This is a genomic window from Aeromonas sp. QDB17 (assembly GCF_027705305.1).
GTDB classification, from domain to species: Bacteria; Pseudomonadota; Gammaproteobacteria; order Enterobacterales; family Aeromonadaceae; genus Aeromonas; species Aeromonas caviae.
The window spans coordinates 85633-110824 of record NZ_JAPDBP010000013.1 but is presented as its reverse complement, the minus strand read 5'-3'; the positions used below and the strand labels follow the sequence as shown (position 1 = coordinate 110824).

Here is a 25192-nt window from a genome sequence, read left to right as displayed (position 1 = left end):
GTTACTCCGCTGTTTATTCCACTATCTTGACCGGAATGGCGATCTTGGCCAGATCCCATTTCCAGTTGTCGACCGTGGTCGGCACCGGGATCATTTCGATACAGTCGGTCGGGCAGGGGTCGACGCAGAGGTCGCACCCGGTGCACTCGGCCGCGATGACGGTGTGCATCGCCTTGGTGGCACCCAGGATGGCGTCGACCGGACAGGCCTGGATGCACTTGGTGCAACCGATGCACATGTCTTCGTGAATGAAGGCCACCTTCTTGACGGGGATTGCCGCGTCTTCACCGCCGTCCAGAGACTGGGGCTCGACCCCCATCAGGTCGGCAATCTTGCGCATGGTGGCGTCACCACCGGGCACGCACTTGTTGATCTTGTCGCCATTGGCCAGGGCTTCGGCGTAGGGTTTGCAGCCCGGGTAACCGCACTGGCCGCACTGGGTCTGGGGCAACAGGGCATCAAGCTGATCGACGATGGGATCGGCCTGCACATGAAACTTGACGGCGGCAAAGCCGAGAATGATGCCGAAGGCCAGGGCAAGCAGGGCCAGCACCAGAATGGCAAAGAGTATGTGAATCATAGCGTTATATCTTGATGAGGCCGGTAAAGCCCATGAAGGCCAGCGACATCAGGCCAGCGGTGACCATGGCGATGGAGACGCCACGAAACGGTGCCGGCACGTCGGCGGCCACCAGCCGCTCACGCATGGCGGCAAACAGGATCAGCACCAGAGAGAAGCCGACGGCGGCCCCGAAGCCGTAGATGATGCTCTGGATGAAGTTGTGGCGCTCGTTGATGCTGAGCAGCGCCACGCCGAGCACGGCACAGTTGGTGGTGATGAGCGGCAGGAAGATGCCGAGCAGGCGATAGAGGGTCGGGCTGCTCTTGCGGATCACCATCTCGGTGAACTGGACCACCACGGCGATCACCAGAATGAAGCCCAGGGTGCGCAGGTAGGCGATCTCCAGCGGGATCAGGATGTAGTGCTCCATCAGATAGGAGCAGGCGCTGGCCAGCGTCATGACGAAGGTGGTGGCCAGACCCATGCCGATGGCGGTTTCCAGCTTGCCGGAGACACCCATGAAGGGGCAAAGGCCGAGGAACTTCACCAGCACGAAGTTGTTGATCAGCACGGTGCCGACCAGTAAAAGCAGGTACTCAGTCATTGAAGATGGGTTATCCGGTATGAAGGCGGCCGTATTATCTGATGTTAGGTGCCTTTAGACAACCGCAAGGCCGTATGGTTATTATTCGAATGCCCAATTCATGGAGGCATTGTGCGCCTTTTACCCGTCCTGACGCTGACCCTGGCCATGCTGCTCTGGTCCAGCTCCTTCATCGCCCTCAAACATGTGCTGGAAATCTGGTCCTTCGGTCAGGTGCTCTTCATGCGGATGGGGGTGGCGTCCTGTTGCTGGCTGCTCTGCTACCGCCAGCTTGGCCGCGTCACTTACCAGAAGGGGGATTGGCGCTGGTTGGCCCTGATGGGGGCACTTGAGCCCTGTCTCTACTTCCTTCTGGAAGTCAACGCCCTGCGTTACACCAGTGCCGGCCAGGCCGGTATGGTCTGTGCCCTGCTTCCCCTGATGGTGGCCCTGGTGGCCTTCGTGCTGCTTGGAGAGCGGGTGAGTCGCCGCCAGCTGCTGGGCTTTGCCATCGCCATCGTTGGCATCGCCCTGCTGGGGTTGGGGGAGGGCGCCGACGAGTTCGCCCCCAACGCCCTGCTCGGCAACAGCCTGGAGATGGGCGCCATGCTCTGCGCCGCCACCTATTCTGTGGTATTCAAGAAGCTCTCCAGCCGCTACGGCGTGATGACACTGACGGCGTTGCAGGCCTTCGTCGGCACGCTCTTCTTCGCGCCCTTTGCCTTCAGTGCGCCCTGGCCCGCGAGCTGGGCCTGGCAGGACATGGGGGTCATCCTCTTCCTCGGTGCCTTCGTGACCCTGGGTGCCTACCTGCTCTACAACTGGTCGGTGACCCAGGTGAAGGTGACCCTGGCGGCGGCCTATGTGAACCTCATCCCGGTCTTTACTCTGCTGCTCGCCTATCTGCTGCTGGGAGAGACGCTCACGGCCCTGCAATGGGTGGCCTGCGCCGCCGTGCTGGTCGGCATCGGGGTTGGCCAACTGCCGTCCGGCAGGAAGCGTGCGCAGGCAGTCGCCACCGGGGGATGAGTCGCCGCCATTGGGCTACAGTCTGGGCAGGGAAACACGCTGTCTAAGAAGGAGCCGACCGATGAGCGACATGCACTTGCTGGCCGCTGCCAAAAGCCTGTTGAGCCATCCCCCCTTTACCCTGGCCGATGCCAGAGCCCTGGAGGCGCTGGAAGAGGAGGCTGTGGGGGAGGAGGGGCTCTGCATCGCCGCGCTATGGGACATCGCCCTCGCGCTGGCGGACGAGGAAGCCAGACACTATCTCCTGGGGGATGGCTGAGCGGGTGTCGGGTGGGCGGACAGCAATGACAACGGGGGGCCTGGGCCCCCCGTTGTCATTGGCAGCTGTCGCTCAGATGGAGAGGCTCTTGACGGTGTCCGACACCGAGTTGGCGTCCTCGATGATCTCCTTGATGACATCGGCGATGATGGTGGCCTGCTCCTGACCTGCCACCGCCTTGTCGGAGACGACGGAGACGGTCTGGGTGATCTGGGAGGTGATCTCCGAGTTGTGCTTGATGACGGTGACGATCTCGCTGGTGGAGCTGGAAGTGCGCGCCGCCAGTTGCCTCACCTCGTCGGCCACGACCGCGAATCCCCGTCCCTGTTCCCCGGCGCGGGCCGCCTCGATGGCCGCGTTGAGGGCCAGCAGGTTGGTCTGATCCGCGATGCCGCTGATGGTGGAGATGATGGATTCGATGCTCCTGGATTGCTGGTTGAGCTGCTCTATCTGCTTGCTGACCGCATTGACCGAGGTGTTGATGTGAGAGGAGGTGTCGAGCACCCTGTCGATGACCTCCCGCCCCCTGGCAGCGCTCGCGACAGTTTCGCTGGCGATGGCACACGCCTTCTGGGCCGCTTCCCGGGTGGAGATGGATTTCTCCACCCGCTCGGTGATGTCGCTCGCCAGCTTGATGATTTTGACCACCTTGCCCTCGTGGTTGAAGATGGGGTTGTAGGTGGCCTCCAGCCAGATCTTCTCCCCCCGGTGACCCAGACGCATGAAAAGCCCTGACTTGATGTCACCCGAGCCAAGATCCTGCCAGAAATGGGGGTTGTTCTGGTAGAACTCGGTGTCACAGAAGAGGCGATGATGCTTGCCGACCACCTCTTCCAGCCGGTAGCCAAAGCAGTTGAGGAAATTCTGGTTGGCGGTGATGACGGTGCCATCGGGTTGGAAATCAATGACCGCCAGGGACTTGTCCAGCGCTGCCAGCAGGGCCTGGGTGCGCTCCAGAGTGGATTGCTGCTGGGTCACGTCGGAGGCGACCTTGGCGATCCGCACCACCTTGCCGTCGATCACGATGGGGAAATAGGTCGCCTCCAGCCACACGGCCTTGCCGGATTTCGACTGGCGAATGAAGCGGCCGCTGCGGGAGACGCCGTGGCGCAGATCCTGCCACAAGGTCTCGTAATCCCGGGTATTGACGTCGTCGGGGAAGCAGAGGGTGCTGTGATGCTTGCCGATCACCTCGTCACGCTCAAATCCCACGATCTTGAGAAACAGCTCGTTGGCGAAGGTGACCACTCCCGCCGGGGTGAACTGGACGAAGGGGACCTGCAACTGGATAGCCTGTTCAAATGCCCCCAGCTCCACCACCCTTGCCGCTTGCTCACTGGCTTCCTTGCTTGCCTTTTGATTCCAGAACATGACAGTGCTCCTCCATGAGACCCTTGAATGGGATAACGACCAAATCTGAGTAAATTAACAATAGCATTGCGTCCTGATGAGTCGTCATCGAACTCAAATTAACTTTTTATTTTTCAATGTTGATAAATGGCTTTTTAATTGTGGGGTCTCGTACAAGGGTTATTTATCTCCTGGGCCGCCCTGGCCCCAGGGAATATTGGCATGAAGGCGCCTCTTTTGGCACTGACTATTCTATATATCGCCTTCATATGAACCCAGTGGCGCGCCATGTGGCCTACATGGGGATTCAATGAGTCTTATATGGACACAGTGAAATAGGTGGAGGCGGGGATCTGGAAATAGCCGCTATCTGACTCTCTGGTGTGAGAAATAAACGGCCAAGGGTGTGAGCTTTTGGATATGCGGCATGTGTGAACCCGTGACGACATTGCCGCTTCGGTATATTTTTTGTCCCGAAACAGGGAGTGTTTATTTTGCCTGCAAGGTAGAGAGTTTCTGGTTCAGGGACTCAATCTCTTTCTGATATCGGGTAGTGACCGACTGCATCTCTGCCGAGACATTGCGGGATCTTGCCTTGTTCTCCGTGATCTGGGTCATCTCGTTGTTCATCTTCTGCTTTTTGGCCTCGATCTCGGTGCGCAGCGCCTCGGCCTGGCGTTGTTTCTGGCCGTTCGCCAGGCTCTGCTCTATCTCCCGGGTCTGGTTGGCCGCCTGCTCCACCGCCTCGGGGGAGGGGGTATAGACATTGAGTGCCATGGGTTTGGCGTCGCTGCTGCAGGGGATGTCGCTGAAGGTGATCTGCCCGTCGCGGGCGCATTGATAGACAGCCGCCTGGACAACGGGGACGTTGGCAAGTCCCAGGCAGGCGAGAGAGATGACCAGCATGCGTGACATAGACTCCTCCTTGAATCCTCTTCCTTGCACACTAGTACATGGCGCAAGGTCAGACAACGGCCTCGTTCCGGGTGTGACATTCCGGTCCTCACGTTGCCTCTCTCTGGTCCATGGCGGGGAGATCTCCTGCGCAATGGGTGTGCTATGGCGGCATAAAGCGACGGATCCCTGCCTGTTTCCCCGCAGTTCAACACATCAGAGCACCATAACGGGCCGCAATGAGGTATCTTATGCCCCGATTTCATCCATCAAACGGATAAGAGACAACACATGATCATCAAACCCAAGGTTCGCGGCTTTATCTGCACCACCACCCACCCGGTCGGTTGTGAAGCCAATGTTCGTCGCCAGATCGCTTACACCCAAGCCAAGGGCGCCATCGAGAATGGCCCCAAGAAGGTGCTGGTGATCGGCGCTTCCACCGGCTATGGTCTGGCCTCTCGCATTGCCGCAGCCTTCGGCAGCGGAGCTGCCACCATCGGTGTCTTCTTCGAAAAGCCGAGCTCCGAGACCAAGACGGGCTCCGCCGGCTGGTACAACTCCGCCGCCTTCGACAAGGCCGCCAAAGAGGCCGGCCTCTACGCCAAGAGCATCAATGGCGATGCCTTCTCCCACGAGTGCCGTGCCAAGGTGATCGAGCTCATCAAGCAGGATCTGGGTCAGATTGATCTGGTGGTCTACTCCCTGGCCTCTCCGGTGCGCAAGCTGCCGGACACCGGCGAAGTGGTGCGCTCCGCCCTCAAACCCATCGGCGAGGTCTACACCTCCACCGCCATCGACACCAACAAGGATCAGATCATCACCGCCACCGTCGAGCCGGCGAATGAAGAAGAGATCCAGAGCACCATCACCGTCATGGGCGGCCAGGACTGGGAACTGTGGATGGCTGCTCTGCGCGATGCGGGTGTGCTGGCTGACGGCGCCAAGTCCGTGGCCTACTCCTACATCGGTACCGACCTGACCTGGCCCATCTACTGGCATGGTACCTTGGGGCGCGCCAAGGAAGATCTGGACCGTGCCGCCACCGCCATCCGTGGCGATCTGGCCGCCAAGGGGGGGACCGCCCACGTGGCCGTGCTCAAATCCGTGGTGACCCAGGCCTCCTCTGCCATTCCCGTGATGCCGCTCTACATCTCCATGGCCTTCAAGATCATGAAGGAGAAGGGCATCCACGAGGGTTGCATGGAGCAGGTGGACCGCATGATGCGCACCCGCCTGTACGGCGCCGACATGGCGCTGGACGAGCAGGCCCGCATCCGCATGGATGACTGGGAACTGCGTGAAGACGTGCAGCAGACCTGCCGTGATCTCTGGCCCTCCATCACCAGCGAGAACCTCAGTGAACTGACCGACTACACCGGCTACAAGCAGGAGTTCCTGCGCCTGTTCGGTTTCGGTCTGGACGAGGTGGACTACGATGCGGACGTGAATCCGGACGTGCAATTCGACGTGGTCGAGCTGTAAGTCGGTCGTCAGCACAGACAGGGCCCTGCGGGGCCCTGTTTTTTTGCAGCAGGCTCAACCTGTTGCCTCAGGTTTATTATCCGCGATCACCTTTTTCCCCGAACAAACCCGCTAGGCTTGCGCTGTCCGGATCACAGACGGCACCGCCGAGGTACGAAAGTCATGACCACAACCCATGAGGCGCCCAAGAAGCGCCAGCTCCCCACGGTTTATACCCTGCTTTTCATCATCATCGCCCTGATGGCGGCCCTCACCTGGGTGCTGCCGGCGGGCAAATACAACTATGTGACGGCCAAGACCCAGCAGCCGGTGGCTGCGGCGGCCGTGGCCGACTACAGCGGTGACGAGCGATTGCTGCCGGTACCCGGCAGTTACACCGAGCTCCCCTCCCAACCCCAGGGGGTATTCGATGTGCTCAAGGCGCCCATCCAGGGCTTTCACAAGGCGGCGGACGTGGCACTGTTCGTGCTCATCATCGGCGGCTTTCTGGCGGTGACCATGCAGAGCGGGGCGCTGGATGCCGGGGTCGGGGCCATAGTGCGTACCTTTGCCGGGCGCGAGCGGCTGCTCATCCCGGTGCTGATCGCCTTGTTCGCCCTCGGCGGCTCCACCTTCGGCATGGCGGAGGAGACGGTGGCCTTCTGGGCACTCATCGTGCCGGTGATGATGGCGGCGGGCTTCGATCGCATGGTGGCAGCGGGGATCATCCTGCTCGGCTCCGGGGTCGGGGTGCTCGCCTCCACCGTCAATCCGTTTGCCACCGGCATCGCCTCCGGCTTTGCGGGTATCCCCATCGGTGAGGGGATAGGGCTGCGGGTCATCCAGTGGCTGCTGCTGGTGATCTTCGCCTCCTGGTTCGTGATGCGCTACGCCAGGCAGGTGCAGCAGGACAAGTCCCGCTCCGTGCTGGCCGATATCGTTTATGACGACGAGTTCTCCCAGATGAAGAGCGGCAACCTCGCCTTCAGCGGCAAGCAGAAGCTCACCATGCTGGTCTTCTTCGGCACCTTCCTGCTGATGATCTATGCGGTGGTGCCCTGGTCCGATCTGGGCATCGATCTGCTGCCCACCCTGGGCTGGTGGTTCGACGAGCTCTCCACCCTCTTCTTCAGCGCCTCCATCCTGATTGCCCTCATCAACCGGATGCCGGAGTCCAACTACGTGGCGACCTTCCTGAACGGGGCGCGGGATCTCATCGGGGTTGCCCTGGTGGTAGCGGTGGCGCGCGGCATCTATGTGGTGATGGAGCACGGCGTCATCATCGACACCATACTGCACTGGGCCGAGGGACTGGTGAGCGGGCTGTCGTCGTCGGTCTTCATTCTGATGGCCTATCTGGTGCACATCATCCTGAGCTTCTTCATTCCCTCCACCTCGGGGCTCGCGACCGTCTCCATGCCGTTGATGGGGCCGCTGGCGGACTTCTCCGGCATCTCGCGGGATCTGGTGATCACCGCCTATCAGTCCGCCTCCGGCTGGATCAACCTGTTCGCCCCCACAGCAGCCCATCTGGTGGCGGGGCTGGCGCTCGCCAGGATCCCCTACGATCGCTTCGTGCGCTGGGTGCTGCCCTTCATCATCGGGGTGGCCCTCATCACCATGGCGGTGCTGGTGGCCGGGGCCCTGCTGCACGGCTGATGGCGCGGATAGAAAGCGACAGACAACAAAAAGGCTCCCGCGGGAGCCTTTTTCATGAGCCTTGCTTACTGCTTGTAGCCCTTGAGGAAGCGGGCGAGGCGACCGATGGCCTCTTCCAGCTCCTCTTCCCGGGGCAGGAACACCAGCCGGAAGTGATCCGGTGCCGGCCAGTTGAAGCCGGTGCCTTGCACCAGCAGGAGCTTCTCCTGCTGCAGCAGGTCGAACACCATCTTCTGGTCATCGCGGATGTCGTACACCTTGGGGTCGAGGCGCGGGAACATGTAGAGCGCCCCCTTGGGCTTGACGCAGGAGACCCCGGGGATCTCGTTCAAAAGCTCCCAGGCTTTGTCCCGCTGGCGACGCAGGCGGCCCCCCGGCAGGATCAGCTCGTTGATGCTCTGGTAGCCCCCAAGGGCGGTCTGGATGGCGTGCTGCATGGGCACGTTGGCACACAGCCGCATGGAGGCCAGCATCTCCAGCCCCTCGATATAACCCTTGGCACGCCCCTTGGGACCGGTGATGACCATCCAGCCCTGGCGGAAGCCGCAGGCGCGGTAGGCCTTGGAGAGGCCGTTGAAGGTCACCACCATCACATCGTCGCACAGGGTGCAGACGCTGGTGTGGGAGATGTCGTCGTAGAGGATCTTGTCGTAAATTTCGTCGGCGAAGATGATGAGGTTGTGCTGACGGGCGATCTCGATCACTTCAAGCAAAAATTCGCTGCCGTAGACGGCGCCGGTCGGGTTGTTGGGGTTGATCAGCACCAGGCCGCGGGTGCGCGGGGTGATGCGGGCGCGGATGTCGTCGAGATCCGGATACCAGTCAGCCCCTTCGTCACAGCGGTAGTGCACCGCATGGCCGCCGGAGAGGGTGACGGCCGCGGTCCAGAGCGGGTAGTCGGGGGAGGGGACCAGCATCTCGTCGCCGTTGTTGAGCAGCGCCTGCATCGCCATCACGATGAGCTCGCTGGCGCCATTGCCGATGTAGATGTCGTCGATGTCAACCTTGCGCATCCCTTTTTGCTGGTAGTACTGCATCACCGCCTTGCGGGCGGAGAAGAGCCCCTTGGAGTCGCAGTAGCCCTGGCTCTGGGGCATGTTGAGGATCACATCCTTGATGATCTCCTCCGGTGCTTCGAAGCCAAACGGGGCCGGATTGCCGATGTTGAGCTTGATGATGCGGTGACCTTCGTCTTCGAGACGGCGAGCTTCTTTGTGCACCGGGCCGCGGATGTCATAGCAGACATCGTCGAGCTTGTGCGACTTGTCGATAGTGAACATGGTGAGCGTGATTCCTTCCCCGTGGGGCGCGTTGGCAGAAAAGCTGTTTTTAGTATCAAATTTCTCTGCCCCTATTCTTCACAGAATTGAATGCTAGAACAATCTAATTTATGGAATAAATCCCTGATATTTACCCCTGAAACAGGGTTGTTGAAATGTTAAATTCAGCATGATCGTTTGCCTCTCTTTGGTAGATTAGTGAAAGATGAGGGGCAGATTCATAAAGCAACATGAGTGTATTGAAATATCTCCCCCATCTGGCACGATTGGCTGGGGTAAAAAAGGCCCCGACCCGTCGGTCTGCCAGGGGAGCACGCAGGCACGGGGGCTCATCTTCCCGCTCTCGAGGTTCACTCATGCAGGCACCCGCCACCGGTCGCTACCGCCATTTCAAGGGGGGCTATTACCAGGTTCTGGCCCTGGCTTTGCACACCGAAACCCAGGAGCAGCTGGTGATCTATCAATCCGAACAGGATGGTCAGGTCTATGCCCGCCCCGTCGCCATGTTCATGGAGTGGATTGAACATCAGGGGCTGGTGGTGAGCCGCTTCACGCCGGTGGCCTGAGGCAGGTTTGACGACATGAAAAAAGGCGCCAGAGGCGCCTTTTTTCATGGTGTCGGGGCTTACAGACCCAGATTGGCTCTGGCATAGGCCTCAAAATCGGTGCAGCCGCCGATGTGCTGCTCATCCAGAAAGATCTGCGGCACAGTGGTGACCGGCTTGCCCGCCTTGGCGGCGAGATCGTCCTTGGTCAGCCCGGCCACGTTGATATCCACGTAGCGGAACTCGAAGTCATCGCGCTCCTCGGTCAGTTGCTCGGCAATCTGCTTGGCACGCACGCAATAGGGGCAACCGGGACGACCAAAAATCTCTACAAACATCTTTTCTCTCCATTAAACAAGCCGTTGAAGAAGGCCATTGAGATGAGGCTGGGCACAGCATAGCCGTGGCGCCCTGTCAGTCAAAGCTGAAAATAGCGATGCTTACGTTCGCCATCTCCGATTGCACCCACTGCTGATGACGGCGCCAGCGTCCCTGTTTCGCCCCAAGGCCGGGGAATCGGGCCGCCTTGCCGGCAAGGCAGCCCGTCTATCACTGCTCGACGATCTGGATGGGTTGTTGCTGGTAGATGCTCTCCAGCACGCCTTTTTCGAAGACGGTCCAGGGCCAGGGCGCCTTGCTGGCGCGGTAGCGCTCGTGGGTCGCCGGATCCTGGGAGAGACCGCGCTGGAACATCACGAAGGCCTTGCGCTGGCCACCGGCGGTGTCGATGAAACCGGCGAGGTTCGACGTACCTGTGATGGTACCGGTCTTGGCGTGCACCTTGTTCTTCATCATGGGGGCGGTGACGCTGCGTCGCCAGGCCAGGGTGCCGTCCACCTGGGAGCTTGGCAGCAGCTTGATGAAGTCGAGCTCGGCATCGTTCTTCTGGATGAAGTTAAGCACCGACAACATCTGGCGTGCGCTGATGAGATTGTGGGCGGAGAGGCCGGAGCCGTCGGCCAGGGTGGCGTTGCCAAGGTCAATGCCGTGCTTGGTCAGGATGGCGCGCACCGCCATGGTGCCGCTGCGATAGCTGCCCGGCTTGTTGTAGTAGTGACGCCCCACGGTTTTGAGGAAGGTATCGGCGTAGAGGTTGTCGGACTTTTTCAACATCTTGGCGAGCATCACCGGCAGGGAGACAGAGTAGTGGGTCGCCAGGGTCTGGGCATCGACAGGGGACTGATGGGTGACCCGCAGCAGGCCGTCGTGGCTGATCCCGGCGCGGTTCATGGCCCAGCGGATGTTGTCCCAGCCCCAGGCCTCCACGTCATGGATGGCAAAGCGCAGCCCTTGTGGCTCCTTGTTCGGGGTGATGCAGCCCTTGAGCTCGTAGAAGTTGCCCTTGGCCATGTCTACTTCCAGAGCGCAGAACTGACGCGCCATGTCGCCATAGCTCATCACCTCCACGTTGTCGGCGCCGATGCCGATGGGCACGCCGGTGGCCACGTTGCCCACCGCAGGCTTGCCAATCTGGGTGGCGGTGATGGTGCCGTAGGCGCAGTTCTTGTCGATGATGACCGAGGAGACGGGAGCGGCGAAACAGAGGGTCTGATCCCCCCAGGACCAGCCGTTGCCACGCTCATAGCCGTTGTAGGCACCGGTGTTGACATAGACGTTGCCCTGAATGCGGGTGACGCCCAACTGTTTGAACAGGGCAACCAGATCCATGCGCGACAGGGTCGGGTCGCCGACGAAGTTGATCCAGATGTCGCCGTTGATGGTGGTGCCCTGTTTGGCGCCGGGCTGGGCCTGGATGTCGGTGGCGAAGCGGAAGTCGGCACCGAGTTCGAGGCGTGCAGCGAGCGCGGTGAGCACCTTCATGGTGGAGGCGGGGGCTATCATGTCATCGGCGTGACGGGCAAATTCCACCCCGTTGTTGCCCTGTACGATGACGGCGTACTGGCCCCCCTTGGGCGGGGTCAGCGGGGCGGCGTGGACCGCCAGAGAAAAGAGAGCACAAAAACCAATCAACAGCCGCTGCATAGGATCCTCTAACTGAACGAAAGGGCGGCATCAGAAACCGCCCCGATAATCTAACCGGGTGACTGCCGGGTATCACCTGCCATGGGGTCAGGCCGGGGCGTTGGCAGTCCGGTAACGCCCCTCGTAATCGAATATTTTTTCCTTCACCTGCCAGAAGCGTCCCGACTTGCGGGCGATGACGAAATCCGGGTGACGGAACTGGTCTGCCGCGAGCATCACGCTCGCCAGGGTCGTGAATTCGGGCTCCAGGCCCGGGGCGGGCCAATGATGACGCACAAAGCGTTGTTGAAACAAGCGCTGTGCACCCCGGGAGTGAAAGGGGAAGTACTCCGTCAGGGTCAAGCCATCCTCGTCGTGGTAGGTCACCTCCAGCCGCTCCCCCTGCTTGCCTCGCCCGGCACTCAGGGTCAAACCGGCGCAGCGGATCACCATGCAGTCCTTGAGATTGAGGGCCTCCTTGAGCTTGTCGTCAGGGTCCACCAGCAGCTGGTCACAGCGTTGGCAGCGACGGGCGGCGATGTCGTTTTCAGCGCCGCAACCGGGGCAGATCTTGGCGCGAAAGCGGTAGTCGCACTCCTCGCGGTTGCCCTCGTCATCTTCAAACAGTCCCTGACAGCGGCGGCCATAGTGCTCGATCACCTTGCCATCCTCGTCGGTCTTGCCCCAGAAGGTGTTGGCAAAGCCGCAGGCGGGGCAGGGCACCTGAACCGGCTCGGTGCCGGCGTGGGGCCTGGGCTCCCCCACTTCGGGGGCAAACAGGTTGAAGTTGTTGCCTGCGTAGTCGAGCACCAGGCAATCGCTCTTGCCGGGTGAGAGGCGCAGGCCCCGTCCCACAATCTGCTGGTAGAGCGACACCGACTCGGTGGGACGCAGCATCACGATAAGGTCGACGTGGGGGGCATCGAAGCCGGTGGTGAGCACCGCCACGTTGACCAGAAACTTGAGCTCGCGCGCCTTGAAGGCACTGATTAGAGCGTCGCGCTCCGGTCCCGGCGTCTCGCCGGTGACGAGGGCGGCCTGCTGGCCTCTGGCATCGAGCAGGCCATGAATTTCCCGGGCATGCTCGACGGTGGCGGCGAAGATCATCACCCCCTGCCGGTCGGCGGCATACTCCAGCACCTGGCTCAGGATATGGGGGGTGACCCGCTCCTGGCGCCTGATCTCGCCGTTGAGCTGCGCCTCGCTGAACAGGCCGTTCTCCCGCGGCACCAGCTTGCTGAAGTCGTAGTGGACGATGGGGGCGTCCACCAGACGCGGCGGGGTCAGGTAGCCGTTTTTCACCATGAAGCGCAGGGGCAGTTCGAATACGCAGTCACCAAAGAGCCGCTCGCCGTGGCTCTTGACCATGCCGTGGTAGTGGCGCCGGTAGATCCAGCCCAGCCCCAGCCGATAGGGGGTGGCGGTGAGCCCGAGGATCTTGAGGGCAGGGTTGGCGGCCTTGAGATGCTCGATCACCTGGTGGTATTGGCTGTCGTCATCGAGCGAGACCCGGTGGCACTCGTCGATGATGAGCAGCGAAAACGCCCCGTCGAATGCTGCCAGATTGCGTGCCACCGACTGCACCGAGCCAAATACCACCTGGGCGCTCACCTCCTTGCGATCCAGCCCGGCGGCGAAGATGTCGGCCTTGAGCCCCCACGCCTCGTACTTGGCGTGGTTCTGCTCCACCAGCTCCTTGACGTGGGCCAGCACCAGCACCCGGCCGCGCGCCTTGCGGGCCAGTTCGGCGATCACCAGACTCTTGCCGGCCCCGGTGGGCAGCACCACCACGGCGGGATCCGGGTGTTTGCGAAAGTGGCTGATGACGGCGTTGACCGCGTCGGTCTGATAGGGTCTGAGAACGAACATGCAGGCTTGGGGTATCGATATGGGGTGGTGCAGGATGGCGCCATTATAGGGATCCTGGCACCAAAAAACAGCGGGCCGGCATGGTGCCGGCCGCTGGCGATAATGTCTTCGCTTAGTGGAAGGGGAAGACGTAGTTCATCCAGCTGGCCATGCGCAGCAGCACCTTGCGCATCACCGAGACATGGTGGAAGTGCTTGGTGTAGATGGCGGCCTGGCCGCTAGCCCCGGCGATCACCTGATACTTGGCCCACTCGGGGTCGGTGATGGAGATGAGCACCGGCAGGCGACCCGGTCGCACGGCACTGGTCTGATCCAGCAAACCGGCGTTGGCCTGCACATTGCCTGCGGCGATGGCCGGGATCACGGCGGTCACCTTGCCCTGGAAGATCTTGCCGGGGATGCCGTCGATCACCACTTCGGCCTCATCGCCCACCGCCAGGCGCTGCATGCTGTTTTGCCAGAACCAGCCAACATAGGCGGTCTCGTCTTTGTGGATGAAGGTCATCACCGGACGATACATGAACGGGGTGGCGATCATGCCGGGGCGCAGGGCCAGCTGCACCACGTGGCCGTCGCTCGGAGCATAGACCACGGTCTGCTCGACCTGGTACCTGGCCTCGTCGAGCTGGGCCTGCAGATCTTCCAGTGTCGCCTGTTGTTGCTCGATCTGGGCCACGATGTCGTCCACGTTGGCCTGGGTGACATCGAGGTCGCGCTGCTTGCCGACGCCGCGACGCATCAGGTCGCTGGCGCGATCCCGGTCGAGCTTGGCGGAGCGCAGTCTGGCCTCGATGGACTTGAGGTGGTTGCGGTTGGATTCAACCCGGGCCGCCAGGCTGTCTGCTTTGAGCTGGAAGGGGGCGGCATCCAGGCGAAACAGCACGTCGCCCTTCTTCACCGGCTGGTTGGCCTGTACCGGCACCTCGATTACCCGGCCCTTGACCAGCGGCACGATCGGGGTGGAGACATAGTAGTTGCGCGCCATCTCGGAATAGGGGTGGTTGTAGTTCATCAGCATGATCAGGGTGCCAATGAGCAGCACGCCACCCAGCGCTGCGGTAGGCACGGTCCACTTGTTGAGCGGGATACGGAAGATTTTGAAGATGGCCACGCAGACGGCCGTGTAGGTCAGGATCAGTAGCAGGTCCATGATTTATCCCTGTTGCTCGGTCTGTTCGATGGTACTGAGGCGGGCCTTGAGGTCGGCCAGCTCCTGTTTGAGCTGCTGGATATCCTCTTCATCCTGCTGCAGCCGCTGGTTGAAGCCCCAGCCGCGATCGGGGCGATAAATCGTGGCCCATATCCAGAGGAAGGGCCACAGCACGTGCAGGGTGAACAGACTGACCCAGCCGGCCACGTGAATGGCGTCCTGATGGGGGTGCTGACGATGCTTGGCTATTTCATAGGGAATGTCGTGAATGACGATGACCCCATAAAAAATGACCAAACCCACAAAAAAAAGCAGACCAAGAGCAAAATAATCGAGTGCCATTTATGCCTCCGCTGGCTTGACGCACCGCATTGTCATTGGGAACAGGGCTCTGCAAGGCAGTCAGCCACCTGATTTCCCTCCTGTCGGGCCCGAAATCTTAAGTTGTTTTGTTGTACTGAAGCTTAAGTGGTTTCCAAGTCGCCAAAACAGACGCTGATGTTATTGGGGGCAAGTCCGTAAAGTCGTATCCATGACAAGGATTTACGCTGGGAGTATGGCATTGCTGAAGGGAAATGTTCAGCAAAAAAAGGAGCCTTGACGGCTCCTTTTTTGACATGGTTGGCGTGGATTAACTTTCGCTGGGCTTGTTGATCAGCGCGGGCCTGAATTTCACCAGGAAGGCGAGGGTGATGAGGGCAGTGCTCACCAGACCGATGATGGTGGAAACATTCATCTCGAGGCCGAAACCGATGGGGGCGTTGGCCAGGTAGGTGATGACCACTGCGGTCATGAAGATGGCGGGAATGGTGCATACCCAGTGCAGCTTGCCTTCCTTAATGAGGTAGGCGGCCGCAGCCCACAGCATGATGACGGCGGTGGTCTGGTTGGCCCAGCCGAAGTAGCGCCAGATCACCCCGAACTCGGCCTTGGAGATGATGAAGCCCAGGATGAACATGGGGATGGCGATGAGCAGACGCTTGGCCATGGGCTTCTGGGTCAGGTTCAGGAAGTCCGCCACGATGAGGCGGGCGCTGCGAAACGCGGTGTCACCGGAGGTGATGGGCAGGATCACCACGCCGAGGATGGCCAGGATGCCGCCCACGGTACCGAGCAGGCTGGTGGAGACTTCGTGCACCACGGCAGAGGGGCCGCCGCTGGCCAGGGTGGCGTTGAGCGCTTCGGTGCTGTCGTAGAAGGAGAGACCCAGGGTGCACCAGATGAGGGCGATGATCCCTTCCCCTATCATGGCTCCGTAGAAGATGAAGCGACCGGAGCTCTCGTTCTGCATGCAGCGCGCCATCAGCGGAGACTGGGTGGCGTGGAAACCGGAGACGGCACCACAGGCGATGGTGATAAACAGCAGCGGCCAGAGCGGCAGATCCGTCGGGTGCAGGTTGGAGAAGTCCATCCCGGTGTTGTAGAAGCCCTTGCCGGAGACGATGAGGCCGATGATGAGGCCGACTGACATGAAGACCAGCAGCGCACCGAAGATGGGGTAGAAGCGGCCGATGATCTTGTCGATGGGGACGATGGTCGCGAGGATGTAGTAGGCGAAGATGGCCGCAATCCAGTAGACCAGATCGGTGGAGGTGAGGTTGGCCAAGAGGCCCGCCGGGCTCAGGACGAAGACCACGCCCACCAGCATCAGGAGCACCACGGCAAAGAGGTTCATGAAGTGCTTGGCGGCGGTGCCCAGGTGCTCACCGACCACGGTCGGCACCGAGGCGCCTCTGGCGCGTACCGACAGCATGCCGGAGAAGTAGTCGTGGACCGCACCGGCGAAGATGCAGCCAAAGACGATCCAGAGCATGGCGACCGGACCATAGAGGGCACCCAGGATGGGGCCGAAGATGGGGCCGACGCCGGCGATGTTGAGCAGTTGAACCAGGTAGACCTTCTTGTCCGACATGGGGACATAGTCCACTCCGTCCGCCATGGTGATGGCTGGGGTCTTCAACTCGGGTTTGGGCCCGAATATCCGTTCGATGAATTTGCCGTATACGAAGTAGCCGGCTATCAACAAGCCGACACAGAGGAAGAACCAGATCATTGCTACGCTCCTGCTTTGTTATTTTTTGGTGTGCGCAGCCAGTGTAGGGGGGGACTTCTGTTAACGGCAGGTGAAAGAGGGTGAGCGGCGACATGGCGAGCCGAGCGGTTGCCCGCTGTGATCCGGCGCACATCGCGCCCCGCTTTATTCCAGTCCCAGCTCGTCTTTGAGCTCCTTGAGGTAGCGGCGGCTGACCGGTACCCGGGCCCCGCTTGGGGTCACGATCTCCGCCAGCTGATTCTCCAGCAGCCGGATTTCGAAGATGGCGGCCGGGGCCACCAGATACTGGCGGTGACAGCGCAGCAGCGGGGTCTTCTCCTCGAGGGACTTGAGGGTGAGCTGGGTATGGAAAAGCTCGCCCTGGCTTGCCACGTGCACCCCGCCGAGATCGGAGAAGGCGTACTCCACCTGGGAGGTTGGGAGCAGCCGTACCCGGTTGTGCAGGTATCCGGGGATATGGTGGATGGTCGGGGCCAGGGTCCCGACCGGTTGCGGGGTGATGTCCTGCCTGAGCCGCGCCAGGGTCTTGGCGAGGCGCGCCGGCTCCACCGGCTTGAGCAGGTAATCGAAGGCGTTCTCCTCGAACGCCTGGATGGCGTAGTCGTCGAACGCGGTGACAAAGACGATGCGGGGCAGGGGATCGAGCATGGCCACCAGCTCCATGCCGCTGAGTTTGGGCATCTGGATATCGAGAAACACCACATCCGGCTTGAGTTGCTGGATGAGGCCGAGCGCCTCGATGGCATTGCCCGCCATGCCCAGGATCTCGATGTCGGGATCGCTGGCCAGCAGCTCTGCCAGCTCCTCGCGGGCATAGGGCTCGTCATCGACGATCAGGGTGCGGATCATGTCATCTCCTTGGCGGTGGTGCGGGGTTGTCGTGGGAGCGTCAGGGAGACCCGGGTCCATTGCTCTGGCTCCCACTGGACGTCAATGCCATAGCGCTCGCCAAAGGCACTCTTGAGGCGCTTGTCCACCAGGCTCATCCCCAGACCATCCCCCTGGCCGGATGGTTGCCAGGCCCCGGCATTGTCTTCGACGCAAAGGGTGATCACCTCGGGGGTCTCCCTCGCGAAGAGGCGAAGTCGCCCCTCTCCCAGCAGGGAGCAGATGCCGTGCTTGATGGCATTCTCGATGAGGGGCTGCAGGGTGAAGCTCGGCAGTTGCACCTCGGCAAGGTGGGGCGGGATCTCGTTGATGACGGTGAGCCGCTCGCCAAAGCGGGCCTGCTCTATCTCCAGGTAGGAGAGGCAGTGCTCCTGTTCCTCACGCAGCGTGGTCAGGCCGCTCTGGCGCTTGAGGTTGTTGCGAAAGAAGCGGGAGAGGTGCAGCAGCAGCTCCCGTGCCCGTCCCGGATCGCGGCGGGTAATGGCGCTGATGGTGTTGAGGGTGTTGAACAGGAAGTGGGGGTTTATCTGTGCCTGCACCAGCTTGAGCTCGGATTGCACCAGCAGGCGCTGCTGCTGCTCCAGGCGGCCTGCCAGCAGTTGCTGGGACAACAGGTTGGCGATCCCTTCTCCCAGGGTGTGATTGATCTTGAGGAAGAGCCGCTTCTTGGGCTCATAGAGTTTGATGGTGCCGATCACCCCCTCGTCACCCTGCAGGGGGATCACCAGCACGGAGCCGAGCTGGCACTGGGGGGAGATGCTGCAACGATAGGGCTGGCTGTTGCCATCGGCGAACAGCACCTTGTTCTGGGCGATGGCTTGCAGGGTGATCGCCGAGGTGATGGGGGTGCCCGGCTTGTGGTGATCTTCTCCGGTGCCGATGAAGGCGAGGATCTTGTCGGTGTCCGTGATGGCGACGGCGCCGACCCCGGTCTCTTCCTGAACGATATGGGCTATCTTGCCGCTGGCCTCCGGAGTGAACCCCTGGCTCATGATGCCGACGGTGCGGTTGGCGATGGTGAGCGCCTTGGCGGAGAAGACCCGGGAGAACTTTTCGTACATCCGCTGCTGGTCGCGGATCATGCTGATGAAGAGTGCCGCCCCGCAGGAGTTGGCGAGGATCATGGGGGTGGCGATGGTGCGCACCAGTAGCAGGGACTTGTCGAAGGGGGTGGCGACCAGCAGGATGATCACCATCTGCATGATCTCGGCCACGAAGGTGGTAAAGAAGGCGACCCTGGGCGCAAAGAGGTCATTGACCCTGCCTGCCCGCATCAGCCGCCAGTGAACCAGCCCCCCCAGCAAGCCTTCGCAGGTGGTGGAGATGGCGCAGGCGAGATCGGTGAACCCCCCCAGGGTATAGCGGTGCAGGCCGCCGGTCAGCCCCACCAGGCATCCCACCAGGGGGCCGCCCAGCAGTCCCCCCAGTACGGCACCGACCGCCCGGGTGTTGGCGATGGCATCATCGATGTCGAGGCCTACATAGGTTCCCAGGATGCAAAAGCAGGAGAAGATGACATAGATGAGCACCTTGTGGGGCAGCCTGACGGAGTAGTTGGCCAGGGGACGCAACAGGGGACTCTTGGAAAAAAGGTAGGCGATGACCAGGCTGACGCTCATCTGCTGGAGCAGAGAGAGGACTAGTTGCATAAAAAAGCTTCCTCAAACACCACGCCGGAGCCGGGCGTTGTCATGACGCAGGGTGAGCCTGAGCCCGTCCTGATGCGGGCTGCGGGCGGAACGCTGCGGCAGTTTGCCAGAATGGAAAAATAAAACCATATAAAATCAGCACGTTAAATTGATATTTGTGTAATCGGTGCCCGCTTGATATTGCTGATGCGAGCATGAAGGTATCCACCGGATACGCCACACGGAGGTGGCATGCTCCGCCCGGCCATCGGCTGGGCGTTTTTTATCCAGCTCCAATGGTGGACGATTTCGAGGGGACCTGAGCAATTATTCAGGTTTGTCCAATGAGTTATCCCCAGCTTCTGGGGATAACTCAGAAGGCGAAATAGTAACAGACCCGCCGACCCAGACCGAAAAAGGCGCGTTGCGCGTCGTCCAGCTCTTCCTGTCTGAGGGTGGCGACGATGCTTCGCGCATCTTCCCGCAGATCGATCATGGCCACCCCTTCCGGTCGCTGCCCCTTGAGGTAGGGCAGCACCTTGGGTCTGAGGGGCATGCTGGGCTCGGTGGAAAGCACGAGGGCCAGGGCATCGTCATCCAGGCGCACCAGGGAACCCGGTGGATAGACCCCCAGCACTTTTATCAGCAACCTGACCTGGGTTTGCTCGAACTTCTTCTGGGAGAGCTTGTAGAGCTGGCCGATCACCTGGCTGGGTCCCGGCGGGTTGAGGCCGCTGCGCGGGTGAAGCAGCTCGTCATAGTGATCCACCAGCCCGATGAGGCGGGCGAGGGGAGGGATCTTGTCGCCCTTGATCCCGAGGGGAAAACCGCTGCCATCGAGGCGTTCGTGATGCAGGTAGGCCACCTCGCGGATCCTGGGTTCGAAAGCCTGCAACTGGTTGAGCATCTCCAGTCCGTACTGGGGGTGCATGTTGAGGAAATTCTGCTCCGCCTTGCTGAGCTCCCCCCGCTTCTGGATGATCTGGCTCGGGATCCTGAGCTCGCCGATGTCGTGGAGCAGGCCCGCCAGACCGGTCTCCTCGATCTCGACGGGATTCATGCCAAGCTCCCGTGCCATCAACATGGCGATGAAGGCCACGCTCAGGCTGTGTTGCAGCAGGGTATCCGTGTTCTGGCTGCGGATGAGGTGCAGACCGAGCGGTCCCTGGTGTTCTGCCAGACGGGCGGCGGTGCTGCGCACTATCTGCGCGGTATTGGCCAGGCCTTCGTCCGGTTTGAGGTTGAGGGCGCCAAGGGCGTCGCGAAGATCTGACAGGGATTGACCGAACGCCTTGTCCGCGATGCGAAGGGAGCGCCTGAACGCCTTTTCGTCGAAGGTGGGGTCCTCAGAAGAGGAGGTGATATCCCCGGTGTCGCTCATCTCAAGCGAGGGGACGGGTTCGGCCCGCAGCAGGGGCTCGACCGGCAGATCGCTCTTGTCGGGATCCACCATCAGCAGGGTCAGGTCGAGGTGGCGGATGATGTCGAGCTGTTGCTGGTCCTTGATTTTGAAGGCGTTGAACATGAAAGGGTGGCTCGTCCATCCCGTGGGAAGATGGATGTAGTGGCCGACTCTCAACTGCTCGATGGAGGCCTGTATCAGCGCCATGGACTAGCTCTTCTGTCGAATTTGCCTATCAACAAGCTAGCAAAATTAAACAGATAGACAAACAAAAAAGCCCGCGCATGTGCGCGGGCTTTTGTCATCCGTGGCGTTTATCAGGCCTTGGATTTTTTCTTGTTGTCCACCTTGGCGTCGACCTTGGCTGCAACCGGGGCGGCAGCAGGGGCTTCCTCGATGAAGGGACGGCCGTAGTAGGTGTCCATCAGGATGGCTTTCAGCTCGGTGATCAGCGGGTAGCGCGGGTTGGCGCCGGTGCACTGGTCATCGAAGGCTTCCAGGGCCAGCTGGTCTACCTTGGCCAGGAAGTCCGCTTCGTTCACGCCGGCTTCGCGGATGGAGGCCGGGATCCCCAGGGTGGCCTTCAGCTCGTCCAGCCAGGTCAGCAGCTTCTCGATCTTGGCGGCGGTACGGTCACCGGCAGCGGTCAGGCCCAGGTGGTCAGCCACTTCGGCGTAGCGACGGCGAGCCTGCGGACGGTCGTACTGGGAGAACGCGGTCTGCTTGGTCGGGTTGTCGTTCGCGTTGTAGCGGATGACGTTGCTGATCAGCAGGGCGTTGGCCAGACCGTGGGGGATGTGGAACTCCGCACCCAGTTTGTGGGCCATGGAGTGGCACACACCCAAGAAGGCGTTGGCAAACGCGATACCGGCGATGGTGGCGGCGTTGTGCACCTTCTCGCGGGCAACCGGGTCGTTGGCGCCGTTGATGTAGCTGGATGGCAGGTAGTCCTTCAGCAGTTTCAGGGCTTGCAGCGCCTGACCGTCGGAGTATTCGTTGGCCAGCACGGAGACATAGGCTTCCATGGCGTGGGTCACGGCGTCGATACCACCGAAGGCACACAGGGATTTGGGCATGCCCATCACCAGGTTGGCATCCACGATGGCCATGTTCGGGGTCAGCTCGTAGTCGGCCAGCGGGTACTTCATGCCGGTGGCGTCGTCGGTCACGACCGCAAACGGGGTCACTTCAGAACCGGTACCGGACGTGGTGGTGATACAGACCAGTTCGGCCTTCACGCCCATTTTCGGGAACTTGTAGATACGCTTGCGGATGTCCATGAAGCGCATGGCCAGGTCTTCGAATGCGGTATCCGGGTGCTCGTACATGACCCACATGATCTTGGCGGCATCCATGGGTGAACCACCACCCAGGGCGACGATCACGTCCGGCTTGAAGGAGTTGGCCATCTCGGCGCCCTTGCGGACCACGGACAGGGTGGGGTCGGCTTCCACTTCGTAGAAGATCTCCACTTCCATGTTCAGCTTCTTGAGCAGGCGCACCACTTCATCGGCATAGCCGTTGTTGAACAGGAAGCGGTCGGTCACCACCATGGCGCGCTTCTTGCCTTCCAGGTCGCCCAGGGCGATCGGCAGGGAACCACGACGGAAGTAGATGGATTTCGGAAGTTTGTGCCACAGCATATTTTCTGCCCGTTTTGCGACTGTCTTCTTGTTGATCAAGTGCTTGGGACCGACGTTCTCGGAGATGGAGTTACCACTCCAGGAGCCGCAACCCAGGGTCAGGGACGGGGCCAGCGCGAAGTTGTACAGGTCACCAATACCACCCTGGGTGGAGGGGGTGTTGATGAGGATACGGGCGGTCTTCATCTTGTCGCCGAAGTACTTGATGCGGTCGGCATTGCGATCCTGGTCGGTATAGAGACCGGAGGTGTGGCCGATACCACCGATGTTGACCATGTCGCAGGCCATTTCGACGGCTTCTTCGAAGTTCTTGGCACGGAACATACCCAGCGTCGGGGAGAGTTTCTCGTGAGCGAACTCGTCTTCCGCGCAGAGTTCCAGACCTTCACCGATGAGGATCTTGGTGGTGGCAGGCACGGTCACACCGGCCATGGCGGCGATCTTGGTAGCAGGCTGGCCCACGATGTCGGCGTTCAGGGCGCCGTTGATCAGCAGCACTTTACGCACCTTGTCCGCTTCGTCCTTGGAGAGGATGTAGCCGGCGTGGGTCGCGAAACGCTCCTTGACCTGGTTGTAGATGGAGTCGACCACGATGACAGCCTGCTCGGAGGCACAGACCACGCCGTTGTCGAAGGTCTTGGACATCAGGATGGAGGCGACGGCACGCTTCACGTCGGCGGTTTCGTCGATGACGATGGGCACGTTGCCCGCACCCACGCCGATGGCGGGTTTGCCGGAGGAGTAGGCGGCCTTCACCATGCCCGGGCCACCGGTGGCCAGGATCAGGTTGATGTCGTCGTGACGCATCAGGGCGTTGGAGAGTTCGACGGAGGGTTGATCAATCCAGCCGATGATGTCTTTCGGCGCACCGGCGGCCACGGCTGCATCCAGTACCAGCTTGGCTGCGGTATTGGTGGAGTTCTTGGCGCGGGGGTGCGGGGAGAAGATGATGGCGTTGCGGGTCTTCAGGGAGATGAGGGCCTTGAAGATCGCGGTGGAAGTCGGGTTGGTGGTCGGTACGATACCGCAGATGATGCCTACCGGCTCGGCGATGGTGATGGTGCCCATCTCGTCATCTTCACTGAGGATGCCGCAGGTCTTCTCATCTTTGTAGGCGTTGTAGATGTATTCGGAGGCGAAGTGGTTCTTGATAACCTTGTCTTCGATGATACCCATACCGGATTCAGCCACGGCCATCTGGGCCAGGGGGATACGGGCGTTGCTGGCGGCCAGGGCGGCGGCACGGAAGACCTTGTCTACCTGCTCTTGCGAGAAGCTGGCGAATTGACGCTGTGCTTCTTTGACGCGGGCAACCAGTGCATCCAGTTCAGCCAAATTGGTTACTGCCATGTTTATCTCCTGATGATTTGAAAACTGTTTAGTAAGACCTTGGCAATGCCCGGCAATTATAGCCACCTTGTCAAGGCGAGAATCACCATAACGGGGTATTTACATGCCTTAGTAAACTGTTTTCTGGCTCGATTATAGGGTCGGGATGTGTCAGAAAAGATTGATCTGGATCATATGTAACAAAAGAACAAAAGAAATTTTGTTTCACCCCTTGTCGCACCACTATGTTACGGGAGTGTGTCATCCTTTCTTGGCATCACGAGCTGCTGTCACGCGCCCTTGGAATATCTGATCAGGGAAGGGGATCCGATGAATTCTCGCCTTGACCGGGATGGGGGGAGGCGGTATCGCCGTGATGGTGGCAGAACGTCCACTCCCCGGACGTTTCATTTATGTTGAGAAAGGGGTTGTTGTTTTCATCCAGTCGCCCTGGCGAAACAGCACATCTGGCGGTGGCAGGGAGCGCGTCACCTCTTCACCGCCGGCTCCACTGGCGCCGCACCAGGGTGAGAAAGGCCAAAAATCGGGGTCACAGGAGCGGGTGGGGGCGGCAAGCAGGCGTGGTGAGAAGCAAGGGGGCCATTTGCCGAAAATATCGTTTCTTGGCTGAGGGGTGATATAACGCGCTGCCATGGCACCAGGCGATGTTAATGGCGGCCTCTCTCCCTTAACAACCCGATATGTTGAATTTTGTCGATACATTAGCGGAACTAACTAAAAAGCCCCGGTAAGGGTGAGATTATTTGATTGGAGAAGGGAAAAGCCATGGTGTAAATTTACGCGCAGTTTGGGGGCTGGCCCCTTGTGGCTCGTATTGGTTCTGGATGGCGCCTATGGCAGCAATAGACTTCTCTTTATACCTGAAATTTTTCGTCGGCCTGTTTGCGATCATCAACCCGCTGGGTCTGTTGCCGGTCTTTGTGAGCCTGACGGGCCACATGTCGCCGGAGGAGCGACGCAAGACCAACACCACCGCCCACATTGCCGTGATGATCATCCTGATGGTCTCCATGTGCATGGGACAGCTCATCCTCGACAGTTTCGGCATCTCCCTGGCGTCGTTTCGCATTGCCGGTGGCTCGCTGATTACCCTGATCGCCTGGTCGATGCTGCAGGGCAAGCTGGGGGAGGTGAAGCACAACAAGCAGGAGAAGGGTGAACTGGCTGCGCGTGAATCCATTGCCGTGGTGCCCCTGGCACTGCCGCTGATGGCCGGACCCGGTGCCATCTCCTCTTCCATCGTCTATGCCAGCCAGAAGACCCTGCCCCAGATGGCCGGCATGTTCGTGGTGGTGGTGGCGTTTGCCTGCTGCTCCTGGCTCATCTTCCGCGCCGCTCCCCTGCTGTTCAAGCTGATGGGCAACACCGGCATCAACGTGGTGACCCGTATCATGGGTCTCATCATGATGTCCCTTGGCATCGAGATCATCGTGGCGGGCATCAAGGGAGTCTTCCCCGGTCTGGTGTGAGCCAGGTCCGTTTTTGTCGGAGCCGGTCCTTGTGACCGGCTTTTTATTGTTTCTTTTTTGTTGGTCATTTCCTAGAATCGAGCGGCCTTGTACGAAAAATGACCGCTGCGGGATATTTAAATGCTGAATAAATGGTTTTAAGTTGTTTTTTTG

At 60.6% G+C, this 25192-nt stretch carries 21 protein-coding genes; 6 read left to right on the top strand and 15 right to left on the bottom strand.

Going from position 1 to position 25192, the window contains the following annotated elements; translation table 11 throughout:
* Nucleotides 1–13: 13 nt before the first annotated feature.
* Nucleotides 14–580 carry an electron transport complex subunit RsxB gene (rsxB, locus tag OKC41_RS12600; protein ID WP_201894809.1) on the bottom strand — a complete coding sequence of 189 codons (567 nt, stop codon included), beginning with the start codon at nucleotides 578–580 and terminating at the stop codon, nucleotides 14–16.
* A 4-nt stretch (nucleotides 581–584) separates the two neighbouring features.
* Nucleotides 585–1166: an electron transport complex subunit RsxA gene (gene rsxA / locus OKC41_RS12595; protein WP_039038677.1), complete on the bottom strand. Its 582-nt coding sequence runs from the start codon at nucleotides 1164–1166 to the stop codon at nucleotides 585–587.
* A gap of 111 nt (nucleotides 1167–1277) precedes the next feature.
* On the opposite strand from rsxA, the gene OKC41_RS12590 reads away from it, so the two are divergent.
* A complete protein-coding gene (locus OKC41_RS12590; protein ID WP_042017198.1) occupies nucleotides 1278–2174 on the top strand; it encodes a DMT family transporter in 897 nt (298 codons plus the stop codon).
* A 61-nt stretch (nucleotides 2175–2235) separates the two neighbouring features.
* Entirely contained in the window at nucleotides 2236–2433 is a 198-nt protein-coding gene (locus OKC41_RS12585; RefSeq protein ID WP_039038678.1) for a hypothetical protein, read from the top strand.
* Between the two features lie 72 nt (nucleotides 2434–2505).
* On the opposite strand, the gene OKC41_RS21110 is transcribed toward OKC41_RS12585, so the two are convergent.
* Nucleotides 2506–3804, bottom strand: a complete 1299-nt coding sequence (locus OKC41_RS21110) for a methyl-accepting chemotaxis protein (RefSeq protein ID WP_042863647.1) — start codon at nucleotides 3802–3804, stop codon at nucleotides 2506–2508.
* A 468-nt stretch (nucleotides 3805–4272) separates the two neighbouring features.
* The gene (locus OKC41_RS12570; RefSeq protein ID WP_201894808.1) at nucleotides 4273–4698 is read right to left on the bottom strand and encodes a DUF4124 domain-containing protein; all 426 of its coding nucleotides are present in this window, start codon (nucleotides 4696–4698) and stop codon (nucleotides 4273–4275) included.
* A gap of 270 nt (nucleotides 4699–4968) precedes the next feature.
* On the opposite strand from OKC41_RS12570, the gene fabV reads away from it, so the two are divergent.
* Both fabV and OKC41_RS12560 read left to right on the top strand, forming a co-directional pair.
* The gene (gene fabV, locus OKC41_RS12565; RefSeq protein ID WP_201894807.1) at nucleotides 4969–6162 is read left to right on the top strand and encodes an enoyl-ACP reductase FabV; all 1194 of its coding nucleotides are present in this window, start codon (nucleotides 4969–4971) and stop codon (nucleotides 6160–6162) included.
* A 162-nt stretch (nucleotides 6163–6324) separates the two neighbouring features.
* Nucleotides 6325–7800: a YfcC family protein gene (locus OKC41_RS12560; protein WP_103259890.1), complete on the top strand. Its 1476-nt coding sequence runs from the start codon at nucleotides 6325–6327 to the stop codon at nucleotides 7798–7800.
* A 65-nt stretch (nucleotides 7801–7865) separates the two neighbouring features.
* On the opposite strand, the gene OKC41_RS12555 is transcribed toward OKC41_RS12560, so the two are convergent.
* Nucleotides 7866–9080 carry a pyridoxal phosphate-dependent aminotransferase gene (locus OKC41_RS12555; RefSeq protein WP_005302243.1) on the bottom strand — a complete coding sequence of 405 codons (1215 nt, stop codon included), beginning with the start codon at nucleotides 9078–9080 and terminating at the stop codon, nucleotides 7866–7868.
* Nucleotides 9081–9436: 356 nt separating this feature from the next.
* Between OKC41_RS12555 and OKC41_RS12550 the strand changes: the two genes are divergently transcribed.
* Nucleotides 9437–9646, top strand: a complete 210-nt coding sequence (locus OKC41_RS12550; RefSeq protein WP_201894806.1) for a DUF1653 domain-containing protein — start codon at nucleotides 9437–9439, stop codon at nucleotides 9644–9646.
* Between the two features lie 59 nt (nucleotides 9647–9705).
* Here OKC41_RS12550 and OKC41_RS12545 read toward each other — a convergent pair whose 3' ends face one another.
* The 10 genes from OKC41_RS12545 to adhE all read right to left on the bottom strand — a co-directional run bounded on the left by OKC41_RS12545 (nucleotide 9706) and on the right by adhE (nucleotide 23570).
* Complete coding sequence (locus OKC41_RS12545) at nucleotides 9706–9963, bottom strand: GrxA family glutaredoxin (RefSeq protein ID WP_010674029.1); 258 nt, start codon at nucleotides 9961–9963, stop codon at nucleotides 9706–9708.
* Nucleotides 9964–10174: 211 nt separating this feature from the next.
* Complete coding sequence (gene dacB, locus OKC41_RS12540; protein ID WP_201894805.1) at nucleotides 10175–11608, bottom strand: D-alanyl-D-alanine carboxypeptidase/D-alanyl-D-alanine-endopeptidase; 1434 nt, start codon at nucleotides 11606–11608, stop codon at nucleotides 10175–10177.
* Between the two features lie 87 nt (nucleotides 11609–11695).
* Entirely contained in the window at nucleotides 11696–13456 is a 1761-nt protein-coding gene (locus OKC41_RS12535) for a DEAD/DEAH box helicase (protein ID WP_201894804.1), read from the bottom strand.
* A 112-nt stretch (nucleotides 13457–13568) separates the two neighbouring features.
* Nucleotides 13569–14606 carry an HlyD family secretion protein gene (locus tag OKC41_RS12530; protein WP_201894803.1) on the bottom strand — a complete coding sequence of 346 codons (1038 nt, stop codon included), beginning with the start codon at nucleotides 14604–14606 and terminating at the stop codon, nucleotides 13569–13571.
* Between the two features lie 3 nt (nucleotides 14607–14609).
* Nucleotides 14610–14948, bottom strand: coding sequence for a DUF3302 domain-containing protein (locus OKC41_RS12525; RefSeq protein ID WP_201894802.1), 339 nt, complete (start codon nucleotides 14946–14948; stop codon nucleotides 14610–14612).
* A 289-nt stretch (nucleotides 14949–15237) separates the two neighbouring features.
* On the bottom strand, nucleotides 15238–16659 hold the full coding sequence (locus tag OKC41_RS12520; RefSeq protein WP_201894801.1) for a carbon starvation protein A: 1422 nt from the start codon (nucleotides 16657–16659) through the stop codon (nucleotides 15238–15240).
* Between the two features lie 144 nt (nucleotides 16660–16803).
* Nucleotides 16804–17508: a two-component system response regulator BtsR gene (gene btsR, locus OKC41_RS12515; protein ID WP_042017214.1), complete on the bottom strand. Its 705-nt coding sequence runs from the start codon at nucleotides 17506–17508 to the stop codon at nucleotides 16804–16806.
* Nucleotides 17505–19196: a sensor histidine kinase gene (locus OKC41_RS12510; RefSeq protein ID WP_103259896.1), complete on the bottom strand. Its 1692-nt coding sequence runs from the start codon at nucleotides 19194–19196 to the stop codon at nucleotides 17505–17507. Before OKC41_RS12510 ends, btsR begins: the two co-directional genes overlap by 4 nt.
* A gap of 352 nt (nucleotides 19197–19548) precedes the next feature.
* Complete coding sequence (locus OKC41_RS12505) at nucleotides 19549–20784, bottom strand: HD-GYP domain-containing protein (protein ID WP_167825086.1); 1236 nt, start codon at nucleotides 20782–20784, stop codon at nucleotides 19549–19551.
* A gap of 110 nt (nucleotides 20785–20894) precedes the next feature.
* On the bottom strand, nucleotides 20895–23570 hold the full coding sequence (gene adhE / locus OKC41_RS12500; protein WP_042017218.1) for a bifunctional acetaldehyde-CoA/alcohol dehydrogenase: 2676 nt from the start codon (nucleotides 23568–23570) through the stop codon (nucleotides 20895–20897).
* 833 nt (nucleotides 23571–24403) lie between these two features.
* On the opposite strand from adhE, the gene OKC41_RS12495 reads away from it, so the two are divergent.
* Nucleotides 24404–25039 carry a YchE family NAAT transporter gene (locus OKC41_RS12495; protein ID WP_010674328.1) on the top strand — a complete coding sequence of 212 codons (636 nt, stop codon included), beginning with the start codon at nucleotides 24404–24406 and terminating at the stop codon, nucleotides 25037–25039.
* The last annotated feature ends 153 nt before the right edge of the window (nucleotides 25040–25192 follow it).